At 70.3% G+C, this 21,118-nt stretch carries 18 protein-coding genes and 1 pseudogene; 8 read left to right on the top strand and 11 right to left on the bottom strand.

All coding sequences use genetic code 11. The features are described from left to right. Window positions 1-33: 33 nt before the first annotated feature. Entirely contained in the window at window positions 34-591 is a 558-nt protein-coding gene (locus QM699_RS03700) for a YcbK family protein (protein ID WP_415009862.1), read from the bottom strand. Window positions 592-853: 262 nt separating this feature from the next. Between QM699_RS03700 and QM699_RS03695 the strand changes: the two genes are divergently transcribed. The 4 genes from QM699_RS03695 to QM699_RS03680 are packed head-to-tail and all read left to right on the top strand — an operon-like array spanning window position 854 to window position 5,204. After that, complete coding sequence (locus tag QM699_RS03695) at window positions 854-2,536, top strand: L,D-transpeptidase family protein (RefSeq protein ID WP_415009861.1); 1,683 nt, start codon at window positions 854-856, stop codon at window positions 2,534-2,536. 25 nt (window positions 2,537-2,561) lie between these two features. Continuing rightward, window positions 2,562-3,647 (top strand): UDP-3-O-(3-hydroxymyristoyl)glucosamine N-acyltransferase, encoded by a 1,086-nt coding sequence (gene lpxD, locus QM699_RS03690; RefSeq protein WP_415009860.1) that lies wholly within the window; start codon window positions 2,562-2,564, stop codon window positions 3,645-3,647. Between the two features lie 33 nt (window positions 3,648-3,680). Beyond that, the gene (locus QM699_RS03685) at window positions 3,681-3,956 is read left to right on the top strand and encodes an acyl carrier protein (RefSeq protein ID WP_415009859.1); all 276 of its coding nucleotides are present in this window, start codon (window positions 3,681-3,683) and stop codon (window positions 3,954-3,956) included. A 12-nt stretch (window positions 3,957-3,968) separates the two neighbouring features. Further along, complete coding sequence (locus QM699_RS03680; RefSeq protein WP_415009858.1) at window positions 3,969-5,204, top strand: beta-ketoacyl-[acyl-carrier-protein] synthase family protein; 1,236 nt, start codon at window positions 3,969-3,971, stop codon at window positions 5,202-5,204. A 114-nt stretch (window positions 5,205-5,318) separates the two neighbouring features. Here QM699_RS03680 and QM699_RS03675 read toward each other — a convergent pair whose 3' ends face one another. Then, on the bottom strand, window positions 5,319-5,594 hold the full coding sequence (locus QM699_RS03675; RefSeq protein ID WP_415009857.1) for a SemiSWEET family sugar transporter: 276 nt from the start codon (window positions 5,592-5,594) through the stop codon (window positions 5,319-5,321). A gap of 351 nt (window positions 5,595-5,945) precedes the next feature. Between QM699_RS03675 and QM699_RS03670 the strand changes: the two are divergent. Beyond that, a pseudogene (locus QM699_RS03670) lies at window positions 5,946-6,795 on the top strand (fumarylacetoacetate hydrolase family protein). Between the two features lie 3 nt (window positions 6,796-6,798). Beyond that, entirely contained in the window at window positions 6,799-7,653 is an 855-nt protein-coding gene (locus QM699_RS03665) for an amidohydrolase family protein (RefSeq protein WP_415009856.1), read from the top strand. Between the two features lie 4 nt (window positions 7,654-7,657). Here the strand turns inward: QM699_RS03665 and QM699_RS03660 are convergent, their stop codons facing one another. The 8 genes from QM699_RS03660 to QM699_RS03625 all read right to left on the bottom strand — a co-directional run bounded on the left by QM699_RS03660 (window position 7,658) and on the right by QM699_RS03625 (window position 19,242). Further along, window positions 7,658-9,856 (bottom strand): 3-hydroxyacyl-CoA dehydrogenase NAD-binding domain-containing protein, encoded by a 2,199-nt coding sequence (locus QM699_RS03660; RefSeq protein ID WP_415009855.1) that lies wholly within the window; start codon window positions 9,854-9,856, stop codon window positions 7,658-7,660. Window positions 9,857-10,086: 230 nt separating this feature from the next. Continuing rightward, window positions 10,087-12,348, bottom strand: a complete 2,262-nt coding sequence (locus QM699_RS03655) for an ATP-binding protein (RefSeq protein WP_415009854.1) — start codon at window positions 12,346-12,348, stop codon at window positions 10,087-10,089. Window positions 12,349-12,429: 81 nt separating this feature from the next. Further along, entirely contained in the window at window positions 12,430-13,659 is a 1,230-nt protein-coding gene (locus tag QM699_RS03650) for an RsmB/NOP family class I SAM-dependent RNA methyltransferase (protein ID WP_415009853.1), read from the bottom strand. Window positions 13,660-13,888: 229 nt separating this feature from the next. Beyond that, entirely contained in the window at window positions 13,889-14,404 is a 516-nt protein-coding gene (locus tag QM699_RS03645) for a CarD family transcriptional regulator (RefSeq protein WP_415009852.1), read from the bottom strand. Between the two features lie 315 nt (window positions 14,405-14,719). After that, window positions 14,720-15,058, bottom strand: a complete 339-nt coding sequence (fdxA, locus tag QM699_RS03640; protein WP_415009851.1) for a ferredoxin FdxA — start codon at window positions 15,056-15,058, stop codon at window positions 14,720-14,722. Between the two features lie 61 nt (window positions 15,059-15,119). Beyond that, complete coding sequence (locus QM699_RS03635) at window positions 15,120-15,443, bottom strand: RNA-binding S4 domain-containing protein (protein ID WP_415009850.1); 324 nt, start codon at window positions 15,441-15,443, stop codon at window positions 15,120-15,122. Window positions 15,444-15,452: 9 nt separating this feature from the next. After that, a complete protein-coding gene (locus QM699_RS03630; RefSeq protein WP_415009849.1) occupies window positions 15,453-18,590 on the bottom strand; it encodes a helicase-related protein in 3,138 nt (1,045 codons plus the stop codon). 37 nt (window positions 18,591-18,627) lie between these two features. Continuing rightward, window positions 18,628-19,242: a hypothetical protein gene (locus QM699_RS03625; RefSeq protein ID WP_415009848.1), complete on the bottom strand. Its 615-nt coding sequence runs from the start codon at window positions 19,240-19,242 to the stop codon at window positions 18,628-18,630. Window positions 19,243-19,317: 75 nt separating this feature from the next. Between QM699_RS03625 and QM699_RS03620 the strand changes: the two genes are divergently transcribed. Together QM699_RS03620 and QM699_RS03615 are read left to right on the top strand one after the other, a co-directional pair. Beyond that, entirely contained in the window at window positions 19,318-19,614 is a 297-nt protein-coding gene (locus QM699_RS03620; RefSeq protein ID WP_415009847.1) for an SCP2 sterol-binding domain-containing protein, read from the top strand. Between the two features lie 8 nt (window positions 19,615-19,622). Beyond that, entirely contained in the window at window positions 19,623-20,612 is a 990-nt protein-coding gene (locus QM699_RS03615) for an alpha/beta fold hydrolase (RefSeq protein WP_415009846.1), read from the top strand. Between the two features lie 68 nt (window positions 20,613-20,680). Here QM699_RS03615 and QM699_RS03610 read toward each other — a convergent pair whose 3' ends face one another. Next, a complete protein-coding gene (locus QM699_RS03610; protein WP_415009845.1) occupies window positions 20,681-21,061 on the bottom strand; it encodes a helix-turn-helix domain-containing protein in 381 nt (126 codons plus the stop codon). Window positions 21,062-21,118 lie beyond the last annotated feature (57 nt).

Below are 21,118 nucleotides of genomic sequence, written 5' to 3'. Positions count from 1 at the left end.
CGGCCGCCCCCTCACTGTCCCGTTTTTCTTGTGTCAGCCGCGCCAGGTACGGATCGGGCCACAGTCCATGTGCACGAAGTTGGAGCGGTGATAGATGCCGACGCCGCCGCCATCGCAGGCGAAGGCGGCCCGGGAAATCTGGCTGACCGAGCGGCTCTTCAGCCGCACGTCCGCGGCCATGGCGCGCATGTGATAGGAGTGGCTCGCGGCGCCCTTCAGCATCCGGTTGGTCTGCGGCGTGCGATAGCCGGAGATCATCAGGTACGGCTCGGAGGTCTCCATCAGCCCAAGGGTCGCGGCGAGGTTGTCGACGTTGCGCGGATCATAGTTCATGACCTGGTTCTGCCGCCAGTCGCGCATGAAGTAGCTGATTTCCGTCACGGATTCCGGCACGTACTTGCCATCGGCGAAATAGATCGTGTCGATCGATTCCCCCGTCCGCTGGCTGTACATGCGGATGCGCCGGATATCGCCAGCCCCGCGCAGCAGCCCGGGCGCGCGCGCGTAGACCGGCGCGGCGGCCACGGCACAGAGGCCCGCGAAGACACCGCCGAGCACCGCTCGGCGCGATGGCCGTATTTCGTTTTCCATTGGGTTACTGCCTCGATCTACTGCCTGTACGGGGTCTTGGTTTTTTTGCCCCTGTGATTGTGATGACACAGCCCTCCAGACCTTCCAAGGTCGGCGTGGTCGGATGCCGATGGTTCGGCGAATTTCCGCCGATCCGTGTATAGCTACGCCCTCTCTCTTGAATTGGTGAATTCTTTGTTAATAGGACGGCCGCTTGCCGCGCCCGCCGCAGCGCGATACCCTCAAGAAAAACCCGCCGGGCAGCACGAACGAGAGGCAGGCAATGCGTATGATCTTCAGGGTCCGTTATCTTCCTGCCATCCTTGCGGCCGGCCTTGCGCTGCCGGCGATGGCCGAAGATGCCGGCGTCACCCTTCCGCCCGCCGCGCCGGAAACCGCGGCGCTGCCGGCCGGCCCCAGCCTCCTGCCGGAGGCTGCCGCGTTCAAGGCGGCGCTGCAGACCGAGCTGGCGCCGCTCGACGCCACCGAGCGGGCGGCAATCGACGGCTTCTTCGCCGCGCGGCTCTACGCGCCGTTCTGGACCGACGCCGGCACCCGCCGCGAGCCCGAGCTGGTCGCAGCACTCGCCGCCGCCGACGCGCAGGCCCTGCCGGTCGACCGCTACGACCCCGACGGCCTCGCCGCGCTGTTCGAGGCGGGCGCGGCCGCGCCCGCCACCCTCGAGGTCGCTGCCTCGCGCGCCTTCCTTGCCTTCGGCCACGACGTCGCCGGCGGCATCGTCCGGCCCGATTCCGTCGCGCCGGAGTACGTCGACCGCACGCCCGTCCGTCCGGCCCCCTCGGCGCTGATGAACCGCCTCGCGACCGAGCCCGTCGCCGACATCCTGCGCTCGCTCGAGCCGAAGGCGCCGGACTATGCGCTCCTGAAGGCCGAGAAGGCCCGCCTCGAGGACCTCGCCCGCACCGCGAGCTGGGGCCCCGAGGTCGCCGACGGCCCGACGCTGCACCCGGGCGACAGCGACCCTCGGGTCGCCGGCCTCCGTGCCCGCCTCGCCCGCCTCGGCTATCTCCAGCCGACCGCGGAGGCCGCGAGCTCGGCGTTCGACGACGGGCTCGCCGACGCGGTGGCGGCGTTCCAGCGCGACTATGGCCTCAACGACGACGGCGTGGTCGGCGCGCTGACCCTCGACGCGGTGAACGCCCCGGCCGAGACGCGCCTCGCCCAGGTCGCGGTCAACCTCGAGCGCATGCGCTGGATGCCGAAGGATCTCGGCGCCCGCTACCTCTGGGTCAACATTCCCGACTTCACCGTCCGGCTGATGGAAGACGGCAAGGAGACGTGGCAGTCGCGCGCCGTCGTCGGCAAGACCGCCGTCACGGAGACGCCGGAGTTCGACGGTCTGGTGCGTACCGTCGTCATCAACCCGACGTGGCACATCCCCGACTCCATCGCGATCCGCGACTACCTGCCGAAGCTGCAGAAGAACCCGATGGTGCTGAAGAACGCCGGCATCGACCTGATGACCCGCGGCGGCACAGTCATCAACCCGAATCTCGTCGACTTCACCCAGTACACACCCGAGAACTTTCCCTTCCGCATCAAGCAGCGGCCGTCGGACGACAACGCGCTCGGGCAGGTCAAATTCCTCTTTCCCAACCACTTCTCGGTCTACATGCACGACACGCCGCACCGCGATCTGTTCGCCCGCGACGTGCGCGCCTACTCCAACGGCTGCATCCGCCTGCAGAAGCCGGTCGAGCTGGCGCACATCCTGCTGACCGGCCAGGTCGCGGATCCGGTGGCCGCGTTCGACGCGTGGCGCGACAGCGGCAAGGAAAAGGGCGTGACGCTCGAGCGGCCGATCCCGGTGCACATCGTCTATCGCACGGCGTTCTTCGACGAGAGCGGCGCGGTCCACTTCCGGCCCGACGTCTACGGCCGCGACGCCACGGTCTTTGCCATGATGCAGAAGGCGGGCGTTGTCCTGCCGGCCGCGCAGGGCTGATCCGCCAACGCCGGGGAGGGCGCGCGTGACAACCATCGAGGAACTGGCCCGCGCCCTCGGCGCCGAGGCGGTCGGCAACGGACAACTCGTTGTGACCGGCGCCGCCGAGCCTGCCGCCGCGGGCGCCGACGAGGTTGCCCTCGCCATGCAGCCGGCCTTTGCCGAGGACCTGCGCAAGGGCCGAGCCCGCGCCGCGATCCTCTGGCCCGGCGCCGACTGGCAGGCGCTCGGCCTCGAAGCGGCGATCCTCGCCCCCCGCCCCCGCTACGTGCTGGCCGGCGTCAACCGCATCTTCGAGCGGCCGCCGGAAATTCCCCCCGGCATCCATCCGTCCGCGGTCATCGACCCGACCGCCGATGTCGCCGCCGATGCCGCGATCGGCCCGTTCGTGCTGATCGGCGCCCGCGCCAGCATCGGCCCGGGCGCCCGCATCTTCAGCCACGTCTCGATCGCCGAGGACGCGGTGATCGGCCGCGACGCGCTGATCCTCTCGGGCGTCCGCATCGGCGCCCGCGTCCGCATCGGCGACCGCTTCATCGCCCAGCCCGGCGCCGTGCTCGGCGCCGACGGCTTCTCGTTCGTCACCCCCACCCGCGGTATCGTCGAGGAGGCCCGCGAGACCGGCGTCGTCACCGCCGAGGAGCAGGCGGCCTATGTCCGCATCAACTCGATCGGGTCCGTGCGGATCGGCGACGACGTGGAGATCGGCGCAAACTCCTGCATCGACCGCGGCACCGTCTCGGACACCACGATCGGCGACGGCACCAAGATCGACAATCTGGTCCAGCTCGGCCACAACGTGAAGGTCGGGCGGACCTGCCTGCTCTGCGGCCAGGTCGCGGTCGGCGGCTCCACCGTCATCGGCGATCGCGTGGTGCTCGGCGGCAAGTCCGCCGTTGCCGACCATCTGGTCATCGGCAACAACGCGGTCATCACCGGCAATTCCGGCGTCGCCTCGAACGTGCCGCCGAACCGCATCATGATGGGATATCCGGCGGTGCGGATGGACCAGAATGTCGAGATGTACAAGGCGCTGCGCCGGCTGCCGCGCCTGATGGCGCGGCTTGACGCAGTGCAGAAAGGCATTTCCAATCCGCGCCCGAGCGATTAGAGCTTCCAGAACAGCTCATCCGACGGAGGGATCATGTCCGACGCTGTGAGGGAGACGGTCCGGGACAAGGTCGTCGCCATCCTCGCCGAACAGGCCGCGCTCGAGCCATCTGCTGTCTCCATGCAGTCCAGCCTGGGCGATCTCGGCATCGACTCGCTCGGCCTCGTGGAAACGATCTTCGCGATCGAGGAAGCCTTCGACGTTCAGGTGCCGTTCAACGCCAACGAGCCGGACAAGTCCGACTTCGACATCTCGACCGTGGCGAGCATCGTCCACGCCGTGGAGAGCCTCGTCGCCGCCGGCGCCTGAGCCGCGGCACAGATGACCCTTCCCCTCGACCATCCCCGCGGCGGCCGGCGCGTCGTCGTCACGGGCCAGGGCACGATCAACGCGCTCGGCGCCACCGCATCCGCCACCCGCGCAGGCATGCGCGAGGGCCGGCTCGGCATCGGGCCGCTGGACTTCCAGGACGTCGACCGCCTGTCGATCCAGATCGGCGGCCAGATCCGCGGCTATGACCCCGAGGCGCACTTCTCGCGACAAGCGCTGTCGCTGCTCGACCCGTTCACCCAGTTCGCCCTCGTCGCGGCGCGCGAGGCGGTGGCGGACGCCGGTATCGCCTTTGCGGCAGCGGATCGCGCCGGCGTCGTGCTCGGCACCTCCGGCGGCGGCCTGCAGACCCAGGACGAGAACTATCGCCTGGTCTATCAGGAGGGGAAGAACCGGGTTCACCCGCTCGTCATCCCCCGCCTGATGAACAATGCCGCGGCCAGCCAGATCTCCATGGAAATGAAGATCGAAGGGCCGACCTACACGGTTTCCACCGCCTGCGCCTCGTCCAATCACGCCATGGGCCAGGCCTTCCAGCTGATCCGCAGCGGCATGGCCGACGTGGTGCTGACCGGGGGCGCCGAATCGATGCTGTGCTTCGGCGGCATCAAGGCGTGGGAGGGCCTGCGCGTCATGTCGCGCGACGCCTGCCGGCCGTTCTCGCTCAATCGCAACGGCATGGTGCAGGGCGAGGGAGCGGCGATGTTCGTCTTCGAGGCACTCGACGCGGCGCTCGCCCGCGGCGCTCGCATCCTCGCGGAAGTCACCGGCTTTGCGATGACCTCCGACGCGTCCGACATCGTGACGCCGAACCTCGACGGCGCCGTCCGGGCGATGCGCGGGGCACTGGCCGACGCGGGCCTGCCGGCGGAGGCGGTCGGCTACATCAACGCCCACGGCACCGGCACCACGGTGAACGACAAGACCGAGTGCGCCGCCGTGCGCACCGTCTTCGGGCCGCACGCCGACCGGCTGATGATCTCGTCCACCAAGTCGATGCACGGCCACCTGATCGGCGGCACCGGCGCGGTGGAGATGATCGCCTGCCTGATGGCGCTCGACGAAGGCGTGATCGCGCCGACGATCGGCTACGAGACGCCGGACCCGGACTGCGATCTCGATGTGGTGCCGAACGTCGCCCGCGACGCCCGCGTCGACGCGGTGATGACCAACGCCTTCGCCTTCGGCGGCCTCAACGCGGTGATGGTGCTTCAGGCGTTCCGCTGAGCCGGCCAGTCGCGTCGGGAACGCGACGGCCGATTGCGATTGGCGGACGTGGGCCGACTGCCGTGGGCCGACTGCCGTGGGCCGACTGCGCGCAGGCGCGTCGGCCGGTCGCCTCTACGCGGTCTGGCGCCAGAACGTGTCGCGCAGCTTCAACCCGAGCAGGATGGCGACGAGGCAGAGCGTCACGGAGTTCGCCAGGATCACCGGCAGCTGCCCGGTGCCAAAGCCGTAGATCGTCCAGAGCGCAATTCCGGCGGCGAGCACCGCCAGCATCGGCAGGTTCAGCCCCTCGGTCGACCGGCTGCGCCAGGTCTGCACGACCTGCGGCAGGAAGGCGAAGGTGGTCAGGCTGGCCGCAACAAGGCCGGTCAACTCGAGAATCGAAAACATCGGTGCGCAAACTCTGGAAGGCGGGAGGAGCCGGATCGGCTCGGCGATAATGCCGCCTCTTGCGCGCCGCGTGCAGATGCAGTTGCTGCATGGCTGCCATGCATCGGGAAGAATGCGGTTGACGCTTCGTTGCCATCGTGTCCGCGCACCGGACCGGGCGGCGCATCCGCAGCCTGTTTTGACTTTAATTATTTCTATACAAATATTAAATATAGCATTTTCAAATATTTGATGTTTTCCATTCATCCGCTCTGCACGTTTGAAGCCCGTCCGGCCGAATTTCCGATGGTGGACATCCCGCCCGAAGTGTCGGAAGAAGCGCCCAAACGGACCACGAAGGGAGGGAGAGACATGAAGCTCGTTCGCTACGGCGCCAAGGGATCGGAAAAGCCCGGCATCCTCGACCGGGAGGGCACGATCCGCGACCTGTCCGGCGTGATCGGCGACATCGCCGGATCGACGCTCTCCGACGAGGGCCTCGCCCGCCTGCGCGGCCTCGACCTCGCGGCGCTGCCTGCGGTCGACGGCTCCGCCCGCCTCGGTGCCTGTGTCGGCGGTACGGGCAAGTTCATCTGCATCGGCCTGAACTATGCAGACCATGCCGCGGAGTTCGAACCTCCCCGTCCCGTCCGAGCCGGTGATCTTCATGAAGGCCACCAGCGCGATCTGCGGCCCGAACGATGCGGTCATCATCCCGCGCGGCTCGCAGAAGACCGACTGGGAGGTCGAGCTCGGCGTCGTCATCGGCAAGCGGGCGAAGTACGTCTCCGAGGCCGACGCCCTCGCGCACGTCGCCGGCTACTGCACCATCAACGACGTCTCCGAGCGCGCGTTCCAGACCGAGCGGCAGGGCCAGTGGACCAAGGGCAAGTCCTGCGACACCTTCGGCCCCACCGGCCCGTGGCTCGTCACCCGCGACGAGGTGGCCGACCCGCAGAATCTCGGGATGTGGCTCAAGGTGAACGGCGAGACCCGGCAGAACGGCTCGACCAGGACCATGGTCTACGGCGTCGCCCACGTCGTCAGCTACCTCAGCCAGTTCATGAGCCTCGAGCCCGGCGACATCATCTCCACCGGCACCCCGCCGGGCGTCGGCATGGGCATGAAGCCGCCGGTGTACCTCAAGGCCGGCGACGTCATCGAGCTCGGCATCGAGGGCCTCGGCGACCAGCGTCAGACCTGCATCGCCGACCCGGAGTAAGCGGTGATCCCGCTTCTCGACACTCACCAGCACCTCGTCTACCCGGACCAGCAGACCTACGCCTGGATGGAGACCGCCCCCGCCCTCCGGGGGCGGCCCTTCACCCTCGGCGACTATCGCGCGCTGGTCGCGGGCGCCGGGGTGGCGGGCACGATCTTCATGGAGGTCGATGCGGTCGACTATCGCGGCGAGGCGCGGATGATCGCGCGCCTCGCCGGCGACCCGGCGAGCCGCATCCTCGGCCAGATCGCCTCGTGCCGGCCCGAGACCGACGCGGGCTTCGAGGCCTGGCTCGACGAGGGCGCGTCGCTCGGCGTGGTCGGCTATCGCCGGATCCTGCACGAGACCAGCGACGACGTGTCCCGGAGCGAGACCTTCCGGGCCAACGTCCGGGCGATCGGCACCCGGGACCTGCCGTTCGACATGTGCTTTCTCGCCCGGCAGCTGCCGATCGCCGTCGAGCTGGCGCGGGCCTGTCCGGACACCCGGCTCGTCATGGACCACTGCGGCGTGCCGGACATCGCGGGCGGCGCCTGGGACAGCTGGCGCGCAGGCGTGCGGGCGCTCGCGGCCGAGCCGAACGTGGTGGCGAAGCTCTCCGGGGTCTTCGCCTACGTCGCGCCCGGCGAGGCGAGCCTCGCGACGGTGCGGCCCTGGGTCGAGGAGGTGATCGCCGCCTTCGGCCCCGACCGCTGCCTCTGGGGCAGCGACTGGCCGGTCTGTACCGTCAAGGGCGGCACCCTGCCCGACTGGCTCGCCGCCTTCCGCTCGATCCTCGCCGGTTACTCGGCGGCGGAGCAGGCGGCGATGGCCCACGCCACCGCCGAAGCAGTCTACCGGGTGCGCCTGCCCGCCTGAACCGTCAGGCCGCGTCCGCCGGGCGGAAGCGGCCATAGAACGTCTCGCCCTGCCGCGCCATCTCCCGCAGCAGGGCGGGCACCGCGAAGCGGCCACCATGCGCCGCGGCGAGGCGGTCGCAGATCTCGACGGCCTGGCCTGGCCCGAGGATGTCGAGCCACGAGAACGGCCCGCCCGACCACGGCATGAACCCCCAGCCGAGGATGGCGCCCACGTCACCCTCGCGGATGTCGGTCAGCACCCCCTCCTCCAGCGCCCGCACCGCCTCGAGCGTCTGAATCATCGCCAGCCGGTGCTGCACCTCGGTCAGGTCCGGCTGCTCCGGGCGCGGGGGCCAGCTCTCGGCGAGACCGGGCCAGAGCCCCTGCCGCTTGCCCTTCTCGTCGTAGGCGTAGAACCCGGCGCGCGCCTTGCGGCCGAGGCGGCCGGCGTCGGCGAGGGCAAAGAGCACGCCGTCGGCCGGGCTGTCGGGATAGGCGTCGCCCATGGCGGCCTTCGTCGCCCTGGCGATCTTCACCCCGAGGTCGAGCGAGACCTCATCGGTGAGCTGGAGCGGGCCGAGCGGGAAGCCGAGCTGCCGCGCCGCGTTCTCGATCAGCGCGGGCGAGACGCCCTCGGCGACCATCCGCACCCCTTCGTTGACATAGGGCAGGATGCAGCGGTTGGCGTAGAAGAACCGGGCATCGTTGACGACGATCGGGGTCTTGCGGATCTGCCGGACGAAATCGAGCGCCTTGGCGACCGCCGCGTCGCCGGTCTCGCGACCGCGGATGATCTCGACCAGCGCCATCTTCTCGACGGGGGAGAAGAAGTGGATGCCGACGAAACGGGCCGGGTCGGCGCTCGCCCGGGCCAGCTCGCTGATCGGCAGGGTCGAGGTGTTGGTGGCGAAGATCGCGCCCGGGGGCAGGACCGCCTCGGCCCGCCGGGTGGCCTCGGCCTTGACGGCCGGATCCTCGAACACCGCCTCCACCACCAGATCGCAACCCGCGAGGGCGGCGAAATCGGCGGTGGCGGTGATCCGGGCGAGCGCGGCGTCGCGCTTGTCGGCGGTGGTCTTCTTCGCCTTCACGCCCTCGGCGAAGTACGTCTCGGCGTGCGCCCTGCCGCGGTCGGCGGCCTCCTGATCGCGATCGAGCAGAACCACGTCGATGCCCGCCTGCGCGGCGACGGTGGCGATGCCCGCACCCATCATGCCGGCGCCGAGGATGCCGAGCGTCCGCACGGGCGCATCCGGGACGGCGGGGCGGACGGCGCCCTTTTCCAGCGCCTGCTTGCTCAGGAACAGCGAGCGGATCATCGCGGCCGAGGACGGGTCGAGCAGCACGGAGGTGAACCACCGCGCCTCGATCCGCAGGGCGGTGTCGAAATCGACCATCGCCCCCTCGTAGATCGCCGAAAGCATGGCCCGGGCGGCGGGATAGACCCCTTGGGTCTTGCCGAGGACCATGGCGTTGGCGCCGACGAAGGTCATGAAGCCGGCGGGGTGGTAGGGTGCGCCGCCGGGGAACTTGAAGCCCTTCTGATCCCACGGCTTCACCAGGTCGGCGGGCTGGGCGGCGAGAACCCACGCCTTTGCCGCGGCGAGCAGGTCGGCGGGCGCCGGGGTCTCGTCGACGAGGCCCATGGCCCTGGCCTGCGCGGGGGCGAGCATCTTGCCTTCGAGCAGCACCGGCGCGGCCGCCATCAGGCCGAGCGTCCGCGACAGGCGCGTGGTGCCCCCGGCGCCGGGGAAGAGGCCGACGAGGATCTCGGGCAGGCCGATCCTGGCCTTCGGCTGGTCGGCGAGGAAGCGGCGGTGGCAGGCGAGGGCGATCTCGGTGCCGATACCGGCGGCGAGGCCGGGCATGGCGCAGGCGACGGGCTTGCCCCCCTTCAGGGTCTTCGGGTCCATGCCCGCCCGCTCGATCTTCCGGAGCAGGCGGTGCATGGCCATGATGCCGTCGAAGACGCCCCGGCCCGGGTCGGCGCCGGCGGCCTCCTTCATCCGCGCGAGGACGGAAAGGTCCATGCCGCCGGCGAAATCGGGCTTGGCGGAGGTGATGACGATGCCCCTGACGGCGGGATCGGACAGCGCCGCGTCCATGGCGGCGTCGAGGTCGGCGATGCCCTCCTCGGTCAGCACGTTCATCGAGCGGCCGGGCAGATCCCAGGTGATCGTGGCGACGCCATCGCTGTCGGTGGTGAGGGTGAAGATGGGCATGGGCAGCCTCGGGGTCAGAATTTCACGCGCGAAACGGTCGGCAACCCCATGACTTCAGTCGGACTGACGAAGACTGATCTGGGGTCTCACACAAAGCGACTCACGGCGAGCGACGCAGGCTGGACTTGGCGGGCGGCCAGCCTGCCGCCGCCTCACCGTGAGGTTAGGGACCACCATCGTTCCGGGCAAGGGTGCCGCGACGGCAGGACGCCCCCCCTCCCGGGGGAGCCTCACGCGCCGAGATGGTCCTTCACCTTCTCGGTCAGTTCGATGAGCGTGAACGGCTTCGGCAGGAAGGCCGCCCCCGGCACACCGCCGTCGCCGCCGACAAAGGCGTCCTCGGCATAGCCGGACATGAAGATCACCTTGGTGTCGGGCCGCGCCTTCAGTGCCTCGCGTACCCAGCCGGGGCCGTCGAGGCCCGGCATGATGACGTCGGAGAGCATCAGGTCGACGTGCAGGCCGCGGTCGTTCAGGATCTCGAGCGCCTCCTCGCCGGACGCCGCCTCGACCACGGTATAGCCCCGCAGCCGCAGCGCCCGCGCCGCGAACGAGCGCACCGGATCCTCGTCCTCGACCAGCAGCACGAGTCCGCGCCCGGTCAGGTCGCGCGGCCGCCGGGGCTCGGCTGCGACCGGCGGCGGCGTCTCGGCCTTGTCGTAGGCCGGCAGGTAGATCGTGAAGATGGCGCCCCGCTGGTCCGGGCTGTCGGCGAAGATGAAGCCGCCCGTCTGCTTGACGATGCCGTAGGCGGTGGAGAGGCCGAGGCCCGTCCCCTCGCCCACCTGCTTGGTGGTGAAGAACGGCTCGAAGATCTTGTTGAGCTTGCCCTCGGGGATGCCGTGGCCGGAGTCCGCCACCTCGATCACCACATAGTCGCCCTTGAGGATCACCGCGCGGTCGCGGTGGGAATCCTGTTCCAGCCGGACGTTGCGGGTGGTGACGCGGACCTCGCCGCCACGCGGCATGGCGTCGCGCGCGTTCACCACCAGGTTCATGATGACCTGCTCGATCTGCCGTTCGTCGGCCCGCACCGGCCAGAGGTCGCTGCCGTGCTCGATCCGCAGCGTCACCTTGTCGGTCAGCAACCGATTCAGCAGGTGCGTCAGCTCGCCCAGCGTGTCCTGCAGGTTGATGACGGTGGGCCGCAGGGTCTGCTTGCGCGAAAACGCGAGCAGCTGGCGGACCAGCGCCGCCGCGCGGTTGGCGTTCTGGCGGATCTGCATCAGGTCGCCATGCTCCACGTCGGTCACGTCGTGGCGCAGGAGAATCAGGTCGCAGTGGCCGTTGATCGCGGTCAGGAGGTTGTTGAAGTCGTGGGCGACGCCGCCGGCGAGCTGGCCCACCGCCTGCATCTTCTGGCTCTGGACGAACTGCTGCTCGAGGGTCTTCAGCTCGGTCGCGTCCGAGAGCACGGCGAGGATCGCCGAGCGGCCGTCGAGCACGGTGCGGGTGAAGGCGAGCTGCAGGAAGAACTCCTGGCCGTCGACGATGCGGCGGGCGACCTCGGAGCGGCCGAGCGCCCGGCCCTTCATGGTATCGGCGAGGCGCTCGGGGATCGGCAGGCCGAGCCCTTCGAGCAGGGTGCAGATGTTGGCGCCGGGCTGCGCCGCCGGCCCGAGCAGCTGGCGCGCGGCCCGGTTGGTCATCGTCAGCTCGCCATCCGGCTCGAGTCGGGCCAGCGCGACGGGCAGCTCCTCGATGAAGCGCTCCGGCACGAGGCCGGCGATCTCGGCCGCGTCGATCGGCACCAGCGCGACCTCGCGGCAGCCGTCGCGATCGGGCAGCGGCACCACCCGCACCGCGCGGGAGCCGTCGGCGAGGAAATGCACCCCCTCCGGCCGGCGCGCGGCGTCGTCGAGCAGGCAAACGAGTTCGTCCGGCGTCGCGCCGAGCGCCGCAGCCGCGGGGTTGCCGGCGCGGACGCTGCCGTCCGGGGCGAGCGCGAGGCGCGGCAGGTCGAGGGTCTCGCTCGCGACCGGCGTCACGGGGCCGGCCACTCCGGCCAGCCGCTCGTGGCGCCAGAGCAGGCGGTTCGGCCCGCAACGCATGGCGGTGATGCGCGAGCGGCCGTCGGGGGCCTCCTCGCTCGCCAGGCCATTGAGCTGGACCTCGCGGGTCAGGCGGTAGATCGTCGCGCGCCCGAGCAGGCCCGGCGCCTCGCGGGCGGCGGGGTTGCGGCCGAGGATCGCGCCGTCGAGGCGGGTCAGCACCACCGGATCGCCGGCACTGGCAAACCAGTCGACGATGGCGGCCCGCCTGCCCTGCCGCGCGAGGAGAAAGCGCCGCCCGCGCAGGGCGAGCAGGTAGCCGCCGAAGACGAGCAAGGCGGTGGCGAGCGAGGCGTGTACCACGGCGGGGCCGCGCAGAAGCTCCGCCCCGGTGGCGGCGAGAAGCGCGACCCCGGCGATGGCGAGCCCCGCCCCGGTGCGACCTTCGGCGAACCCGCGGATCGCCGCCGGGATTGTCCCGGCTTCCTGGTTGTCGAGCACGGTGGAGATCCTCCCGCCTTCATTTTAGGCGAAATCGAGCTTCACAACCACAGGTTTTATTATTGCTGAATCGGCTCGCCTCTACGGCGTTTGCCGCCGCCGCTTCGGCGCGCGGAAGCGGGCGAAGAAGAAGCCGTCGCCGCCGTCGAGCGGGCTGAGGCGGCGTTCACCCTCCGCTGCCCACTCCGGGTGCCGGTCGAGAAAGGCGCGCGCCCGCGCCTCGTTCTCGCGCTGGAGCAGCGAGCAGGTGGCATAGACCAGCGCACCGCCCGGCCGGACCTTGTGGGCGGCGGCGTCGAGGATCTGGTCCTGCAGCGGCGGGAAGGCGTCGAGCTGAGTCGGGCCGAGGCGCCATTTCGCGTCCGGCTTTCGGCGCCAGGCGCCGGTGCCGGAACAGGGCGCGTCGACCAGAACGAGGTCGCAGGTCGGACGCAGGGCCGCGCAGTCCGCGTCGGAGAGGACGCGGATCGCGGCGCCGGCGCGGCGGGCGCGCTCCGGCAGGTCAGCCATGCGGCGGGGGTTGGCGTCCCACGCCATCAGGCGGCCATCGCCTGCCATGGCCGCCGCGAGGGCCAGGGTCTTGCCGCCGCCCCCGGCGCAGTAGTCGAGCACGGTCATGCCGGGGACCACGCCGGACGAGTCGACGACGAGCTGGCTGGAGACGTCCTGCAACTCGACCATGCCCTGCGTGTAGGCGCGGCTGGCCGCGACGAGCCGGGGATTCTCGAGGACGCGCAGCGCGGCGCGGGCGAGCGGCTGGGGCACCACCTGAACGCCGTCGCGGGCGAGGACGACGGTGGCGGCGGCGGGCGTTGTCTTCAGGGTGTTGACGCGGAGGTCGACCGGGGCGCGCTCCTGCATCGCGCGGAGGATCGGCTCGAAGCCGTCGCCGAGCGAGGCAACGAGTTCATCGCGGAGCGCGTCGGGATAGTCGAGGCGGATGCCTTCCGGGGCGGCGTCGAGGCTGCGGGCGAGGCTGTCGCGCTCGGCCGCGGTGACGGGCGCGGGGTCGAAGCCGTCGCCGGTGAACAGGGCGTCGAGCGCGGCGTCGGGCGCACCGTCAGCAGAGCGACCGGCGGCGAGTTGGCCGGCGAGCACGATGGCGCGGCCGGTGTCGCCGCCGCCAAGCCAGCCAAGCGAGCGACGGCGGCGGAGGCCGTCGAACACGAGATCCCGGACAGCGGCACGGTCCTTGGAGCCGGCGAAGCGGCTGGCGCGGGCCCAGCGGGTCAGCTCGCGCTCCGCCGGCTCGCCCGCGAGGATCGCGTCGAGGAGGTCGATCGCTGCGGAGAGGCGGGCGCCGGGGGTCATCGCGGGGCCCATGTGCCTGCAAACGGCTGGCGCTTCAAGCTGGCGGGCCAGTGCAGCGCGCGGTGCGCGACGTTTGCGGCTTTCGCGCGTGGAATGAGCCACAAGGTGCTGACATCACGCGGATTGGCAAAGAGCGGCTTTCCGTTGCGCGGAGTGCCGCGACGCTCCGGACAGGAAAAGGCCCGCCGCTCGGGCGAGCGACGGGCCGAATCGGGCGTGGGCGAGCGGCTCAGGCGGCGACGCGACCGCCGAGCACCTCGTCGACGTGCTTCTGGGCCTTGCCTTCCTCGATGCCATTCACCGCGGCAACCTCGCGCGTCAGACGCTCCAGCGCAGCCTCGTAAAGCTGACGCTCGGAATAGCTCTGCTCGCGCTGGTCGTCGTTGCGATGCAGGTCACGCACCACCTCGGCGATCGAGATCAGATCGCCCGAGTTGATCTTCTGCTCGTACTCCTGCGCACGGCGCGACCACATGGCGCGCTTGATCCGGGCACGACCCTTGAGCGTGCCGAGGGCGCGTTCGACGATGTCGGCGGAGCTGAGCGGACGCATCCCCACGGCGCTCGCCTTGGCGATCGGCACCCGCAGGGTCATCTTGTCCTTCTCGAAGGAAATCACGAACATCTCGAGACGCAGACCGGCGATCTCCTGTTCGTCTATGGAGATGATCCGACCGACACCATGCGCTGGATAGACAACAAAATCGTTCGGACGGAACTCCGTCGCCTTCTTCGTCTTGGTCATGTCGCGCGTCTATTCCTTCTGACTGCGGCCGGGTTCAACCCGCCGCCGCACCGCAGCAAGCCAACCGGATGGCACGGACCATCCAGCTTCAAACCCGCTCATCGGGGGCAGCACAGTTCAGGCCAGTTTGTTCGGCCTTGTTTCCCGGACCACTTTTATAGGAAGCTCCTTGTAGCAGAGAATCCTGTTGGTGTGAAGCCAAACCGGCGTCGCCCGCGTAACGTGGTCACGTGACGCAAACGTTTCAACCCCGCAGCTGAGCCGGAAGAGCGAGTCGCGGGCCGGAAATGGCGGCGATTTCGACGAAAGCGGCGGTCAGCCGCCCTCGCCCGGAGCCTCGGAAAAGTACTTCTCGCGCTTGCCGGTCTCGCCGTCCCGCTCCTCGGCCTCCGGCAGCGGGTCGCGCCGGGTGGCGAGGACGGGCCAGGCGTCCGCGTACTTACGGTTGAACTCGACCCACTCTTCCATGTTGGGCTCGGTGTCAGGCCGGATGGCATCCGCCGGGCACTCCGGCTCGCAGACGCCGCAGTCGATGCATTCGTCCGGGTGGATCACCAGCATGTTCTCGCCCTCGTAGAAGCAATCCACGGGGCACACCTCGACGCAGTCGGTGTACTTGCAGGCGATGCAGTTGTCCGTCACCACATAGGTCATCGGCCCAGGCCTCGATTGATCCTTTTCCCCTCGGCAAAGCCTGTCACACCCTGCGCGATGGCTATGTATCAGGCTCGCGCCCGGGTTCAAGGGGCGCCGCCTGTTGCAGCGCATCAACGTCGGAATAGAGTGCCTGCGCCTCCGGCGCGGGGCCCCGCCGCACGCCGAGGGCGAGGATGCGGACGACACGCACCCGCCCGGCGAGAGCCAGGGTGATCCCGTCGCCCGGGCGTACGCTCGTCGCCGGCTTGGCGACCCGCACGGCATTCACCCGCACGGCGCCGGACTCGATCAGCCGCTGGGCAATGGCGCGCGACTTGCAGAAGCGGGCGTGCCAGAGCCACTTGTCGAGGCGAATCGCCCCCTCGCGCGCCGGATCAGCCATCCGGCCGCGTCAGGGACGAAGCTTCAGCGCCATGAGCGCGGCGAAGGGGTTGTCCGGGTCGATCGGCTTTTCCTGCCGCGGCGGGCGGGCGTGCATGGGTTTTTCCTCGCGCTTGCCCTTGCGATCGTCCGGCCCGCGATTGCCACCCTTGCGCTCACCCTTCCGTTCGTCGGACTTGCGCTCGTCACCCTTGCGCTCGTCGGATCTGGACCTTCCGGACTTGGCACGGCCTTCCTCGTTGCCGCGACGGCGCTCGCCGCCAGACCGCTCGCCGCCCGCGCGTTCGCCAGACTGGTCGCCACCGGCACGCTCGCCGCCCGATCGGTCGCCGCCCCGCTCGCTGCGGGACCGGCTTTCCGGCCGGCGACGCTGGCCCCGGGTGAAGAGGAAGAAGGTCTCCGCCTCGCCCTCGCCCGCCGGCTCCGCAACGACATCGGCCGCGATGACATCAGCTGCGGCGGAGGCGGCGTCAGCGATTTCCGCCCCGGCAACCACGCCCGGTTCCGGGTCCTCGGGCGGCAGGTCGACCGGCGGGATCTCCTGCGGCTCCTCGATCGGGACATCGGGCTCGGCCGGCGCCGGCGGCACCTCGGCCGGCTCGTCAACGGGAACGTCGGGGCCAACCGGCTGAGAAGGCTCCTCCACCGGGAGGTCCGGGTCGGGCACCTCGACGGGCGCAGGCGGCACGTCTGGCTGCGGCGCGTCGGGCTGCGGCGTTTCCGGCGACGCACTGGCGACCGCGGGCCGCTCCGGGCGGCGCTTCGGCCGCGTCCCCTCCTCGGCGTGATACCCGAGGCCGCGCATCAGCTTCGCGAACTGGTCGAGCGACAGGCCGGTGATCGACAGCATCTCCGGCGTCGCCTCGAAGCCCGCGCGGGCGTCGAGGTTGCGGGTCATGTCGGCCAGCCGCTCCAGCATGTCGATGCGGATCGCCCGGTCGCCGGCAAGGCGATAGCCGGCGCGAGGATAATAGCCCGCCGGCGCATCCTTGAGCGCGGCCACGGTGACGAGGCCCGGCGGCGGCGATTCGGGGAACACGTCGAGATTCTGCGCCAGCGCCCACAGCACGAGACGCAGGCGCGTCGGCGCGGGCTTCAGCAGCAGCGGCAGGAACACGGTGTACTGGCCGAAGCGCACGCCATGCCGGCGCAGGCCGGCGCGGCTGTCCTGGTCGAGGCCCTTCACGTCGTCGGCGATCTCGCCGCGCGGCAGGATGCCGAGCGCCTCGACGAGTCGGAAGGCGATGCCGCGGGCCATCCCGCTCAGCGCCTCGTCGTCGCGCAGCGCGATCAGCGGCTGGAACAGCGCGGCGATCTTGCGGTCGATCCAGTGGCCGAGCCGGCGCCGGACCTTCTCGCCGACGGCCGGATCCGCATCCTCGTCGACGAAAGGCTGCACCTGCGGCGACAGCGCATCGGCGCCGGCAACGAGCTTGCCGACCGCATGCTCGCCCCACATGAGGCCGCCCTGCTCGGTCACGTCGATCTCGGTGTCGGGAGCGTTGTAGAACTTGTCCGCCCGGAGCGACAGGGCCGGCGCCAGCGCGGCGAGGCCGGCCTGGCGCAGTGTGCGGGCCTGATCGGCATCGGCGGAGGGGTCGAGGCGAAAGCGGAATCCCTCGAGGCGACCGATGAACTGGTCGTCGATCGTGACCTCGCCGTTCTCAGTGACAGTCGCCACCAGGCTCTCCTTCTGCTTCAACCGGCGCATCAAGACGCTGGTGCGCCGGTCGACAAATCTCTGGGTCAGCTGCACGTGCAGTGCATCCGACAGGCGGTCTTCTACCGCACGGGTCTCGTCGCGCCAATGGGCGGCGTCGTCGATCCAGGCGGGACGCTGCGCCACATACGTCCACGTGCGGATATATGCCAATCGTTTGGACAGCGTGTCGATGTCGCCGTCCGTCCGGTCGATGCGGGCGATCTGCCGCGCGAGCCAGTCGGTCGGGATGCCGCCCGCCCGCAGGAAGCCCCAGATCCGCAGACAGAGCGCGGCGTGCTCCTGCAGCGTCACCTTGCGGAAGTCCGGCACCTGACAGACGTCCCAGAGCCGCTTCACCTCGGCGGCGTTGCCCATGGCGATGCCGAGGTCGGGCCGCGCGGCCAGCTCCTTCAGGGTGGCCAGGTCGTCCGCCTCGCGGGCGCGGGCGAGATCCGGGCGGTCGGGGCCGACCTCGAGGCTGGCGATCAGGTGGCGGGGGCTGGCGAAGTCGAGGGCGGCGCTGCGCCACTGCAGGCGGGCGAGCGGCGCGAAGCGGTGGGATTCGATCGCCTCGACCACCTCGAGCTCCAGCGGTGACGCCTCGCCGGTGACGCCGAAGGTGCCGTCTGTGGTGTAGCGCCCCGCCCGGCCGGCGATCTGCGCCAGTTCGTTCGGCGCGAGGTGACGGTGGCGGCGACCATCGAACTTCACCAGCCCGGAGAAGGCGACATGGCTGATGTCGAGGTTCAGGCCCATCCCGATCGCGTCGGTGGCGACGAGATAGTCGACATCGCCGTTCTGGTAGAGGTCGACCTGGGCGTTGCGGGTGCGGGGCGACAGCGCGCCCATGACCACGGCGGCCCCGCCCTTCTGCCGTCGGATCAGCTCGGCGATGGCATAGACGTCCTCGACCGAGAAGCCGACGATGGCGCTACGCGGCGGCATCCGGCTGATCTTGCGCGCGCCGGTGTAGGTCAGCTGCGAGAAACGCTCGCGTTTCAGCATCTGGTGCGCGGGCACGAGGCTGGCGATGCGGGCGCGCATGGTCTCGGCGCCAAGGAACAGCGTCTCGGAGAGGCCGCGGGCGTGGAGCAGGCGGTCGGTGAAGATGTGGCCGCGATCGGGGTCGCCGCAGAGCTGGATCTCGTCGACCGCGAGGAAATCCGCGCCGATGTCGACCGGCATCGCCTCGACGGTACAGACCCAGTAGGCGGCGCGGGCCGGCACGATGCGTTCCTCGCCGGTGACAAGGGCGACGACCGAGGGGCCGCGCAGGGCGACGATGCGGTCGTAGACCTCGCGGGCGAGCAGGCGCAGCGGCAAGCCGATCACGCCGGTGCGGTGCGCCAGCATGCGCTCGACGGCGTGGTGGGTCTTGCCGGTGTTGGTCGGCCCGAGAACCGCGGTGACGCGGCGGTCGCCGGGGGCCGTCAGCTCTGATGCCATGCGGTCGGGATTCCTTGGGCCGCGTCGGGAGCGGAGCCTAGAGCTCCACCTCGCCGGTCTGCTTCTCCAGGCGGGCGATGCCGTCCTTGATGCTCGGCCGGTTGGGGTTGAGCTTTTCCGCGAGGCGGAGCGCCGCCAGCGCCTGCCGCGGCTCGTCCATCGCCTCGAGCATCGAGGCAAGGCCGGTGAGCGCGCCGAAATGCTCGGGGTTCAGCACCAGCACATGCTCGACGTCGGCCATGGCCAGCGCGAAGTCGCCGTTGAGGAAATAGGCGGTCGCACGCGCGTTCCACCCCTCGGCGAAGGCGGGGGCGTGATCGACCAGCGCGGTGAAATGCCCGATGGCGGTCGGATAGTCCTCGGCCGCCATCGCCTTGTTGCCGCGCGCGAGCAGCAGGTCCATGGCGGGCGAACCGGATCGCGACCAGAGCCGGCCGATCTCCGATTCGACCCGCTCCCAGTCCTTCCGCCCGGGCTCCGCCAGCTCGGCCAGCAGCGTGTCGAGCGTCTCGGCCGGGGCGTCCGGCGGGGCCTCCGCCCGGGGCGGTGACGCGACGGCGCCCCCGTCCCCGCTCGAACCGATGTCCTCGGCCACCGCCGGCACCGCGATTGCAAGTCCGGCGAGCGCAACGATCAGTTGAAGCTTTTGCAATGCTGCCATGCACCCTAGACTAGCAGTCCGCCCGCAGAAATCGAGGGCCGCGCGCCCGCCACACGGAGAGTTTTCATGAGCGAGATCGTCGACGCCGCGGTGACGGCCCTGAACCGTCGGCTGGACGGCGCCGGTATCGACGGAGCGGTCCGGTTCGTCATCGAGGACGAGGGCGCGCTCCTGATCAGCGCGGACGGCGCCGCGGCCGACGCGGGCGACGGCGACGCCGATTGCACGCTGACCGCGAGCGCCGAGACCTTTCAGGACATCCTCGCCGGCGATCTCGACCCGACGTCCGCCTTCATGAGCGGTCGGCTCAGGGTCGAGGGCAACATGGGGCTGGCCATGAAGCTCGGGACGCTGCTGTCCTGAGCCGGGCGGTGAGCCTCCCGGACGGCGCCGAGGCCGGCGCTCCGTTCTTCGCCGATGTCGCCGGGGCGCCCGCGGGCGCCGAGGCGGTCTGGCTGACCGCGGCCGACGGCACCCGCCTGCGCGCCGTGGCCTGGCGCCACGAGGCGGCGCGGGGCACCGCGGTCGTCTTTCCGGGCCGAACGGAGTTCGCCGAAAAGTATGGCCGGGTGGTGCAGGCGCTGGTCGAGCGCGGGCTGGCGGTCGTCGTGCTCGACTGGCGCGGACAGGGGCTGTCCGACCGGCACCCGCGCAACCCGATGCTCGGCCACGTGCAGGATTTCCGCGACTATCAGCAGGACGTCACGGCGCTGCTCGACTTCGCAACGGCGCTCGACCTGCCCGGCCCGCGCTATCTCGTGGCGCATTCCATGGGCGGCTGCATCGGGCTCAGGACGCTGCTCGAACGGGCGGAATTCTGCGGTGCGATCCTGTCCGCGCCGATGTGGCGGTTGCAGATGCGGGCCGCGACGCGGGAGCTGACCAGCAAGATGACGCAGCTCGCCAACCTGACGGGCTTCGGCGCCCGGCTGATGCCCGGCACCCGGCCCGGACCGACGGCCCACGCAGGCTTCCAGGACAACGCGCTGACCAGCGACGCCGCGACGTTCGGCTGGTGCGCGCGGCAGATCGAGGCGCATCCGGAGCTGTCGCTCGGCGGGCCCAGCATGCAGTGGACCTATGCGGCGATCGAGGAAATGACCCGGCTCTACATCGCGCCGCTGCCGCGCCTGCCCATGCTGGTGATGCTCGGCGATGCCGAGAGCGTGGTCTCGAGCACGGCGATCCGCACGCGGGTGGCGCAGATGGCGTCGGGCGAGCTCCTCGACCTGCCGGGCGCGCGGCACGAGATCTTCATGGAAGGCCCCGAAACGCTCGCCCGGGTCTGGCAGCGCATCGACCGCTTTCTGGCGGAGGTGCCGACCCGGCGGGAACCCTCCGCACCCGCCAGGCCGGCATGATCGCTATACGATAACCTGCGGGGCAGCCCGGCCGCCCCGCCCCACCCCCGTGGGTCAGCTCGCAGAGATCACGCGACGTCGCTGAGGACGCGCGCCAGATCGAACAGCCGGCGACGCTGCGCCTCAGGAATGGCGTAGTACGAGCGGACGAGCTCGAGCGCCTCCTTGTCGGCGAGCAGATCGCCGCGCTCCGGCAGGTCCGCCGCGGACTGCGCCGCCGGGGCGGACTCGTCGTCGAAGCCCTCGAAGAAGAAGCTGATCGAGACATCGAGCGCCTGGGCGATATCCCAGAGCCGCGACGCACTGATCCGGTTCATCCCGGTCTCGTACTTCTGGATCTGCTGGAACTTGATGCCCACGATGTCGCCGAGCTGCTGCTGGGTCATGCCGACCATCCAGCGGCGATGCCGGACCCGCTTGCCCACGTGAACGTCAACCGGATGCTTCATCTCGCTACTCCGCACTTTCGCTGTCGGGTCACTATCCCTTGCGAACTTATACGCAGG

It is taken from the genome of Amaricoccus sp., from assembly GCF_047602525.1.
Classification (GTDB): Bacteria; Pseudomonadota; Alphaproteobacteria; order Rhodobacterales; family Rhodobacteraceae; genus Amaricoccus.
Note: the sequence above shows the minus strand (reverse complement) of the source record. Positions and strands in the feature narration are given on the sequence as shown.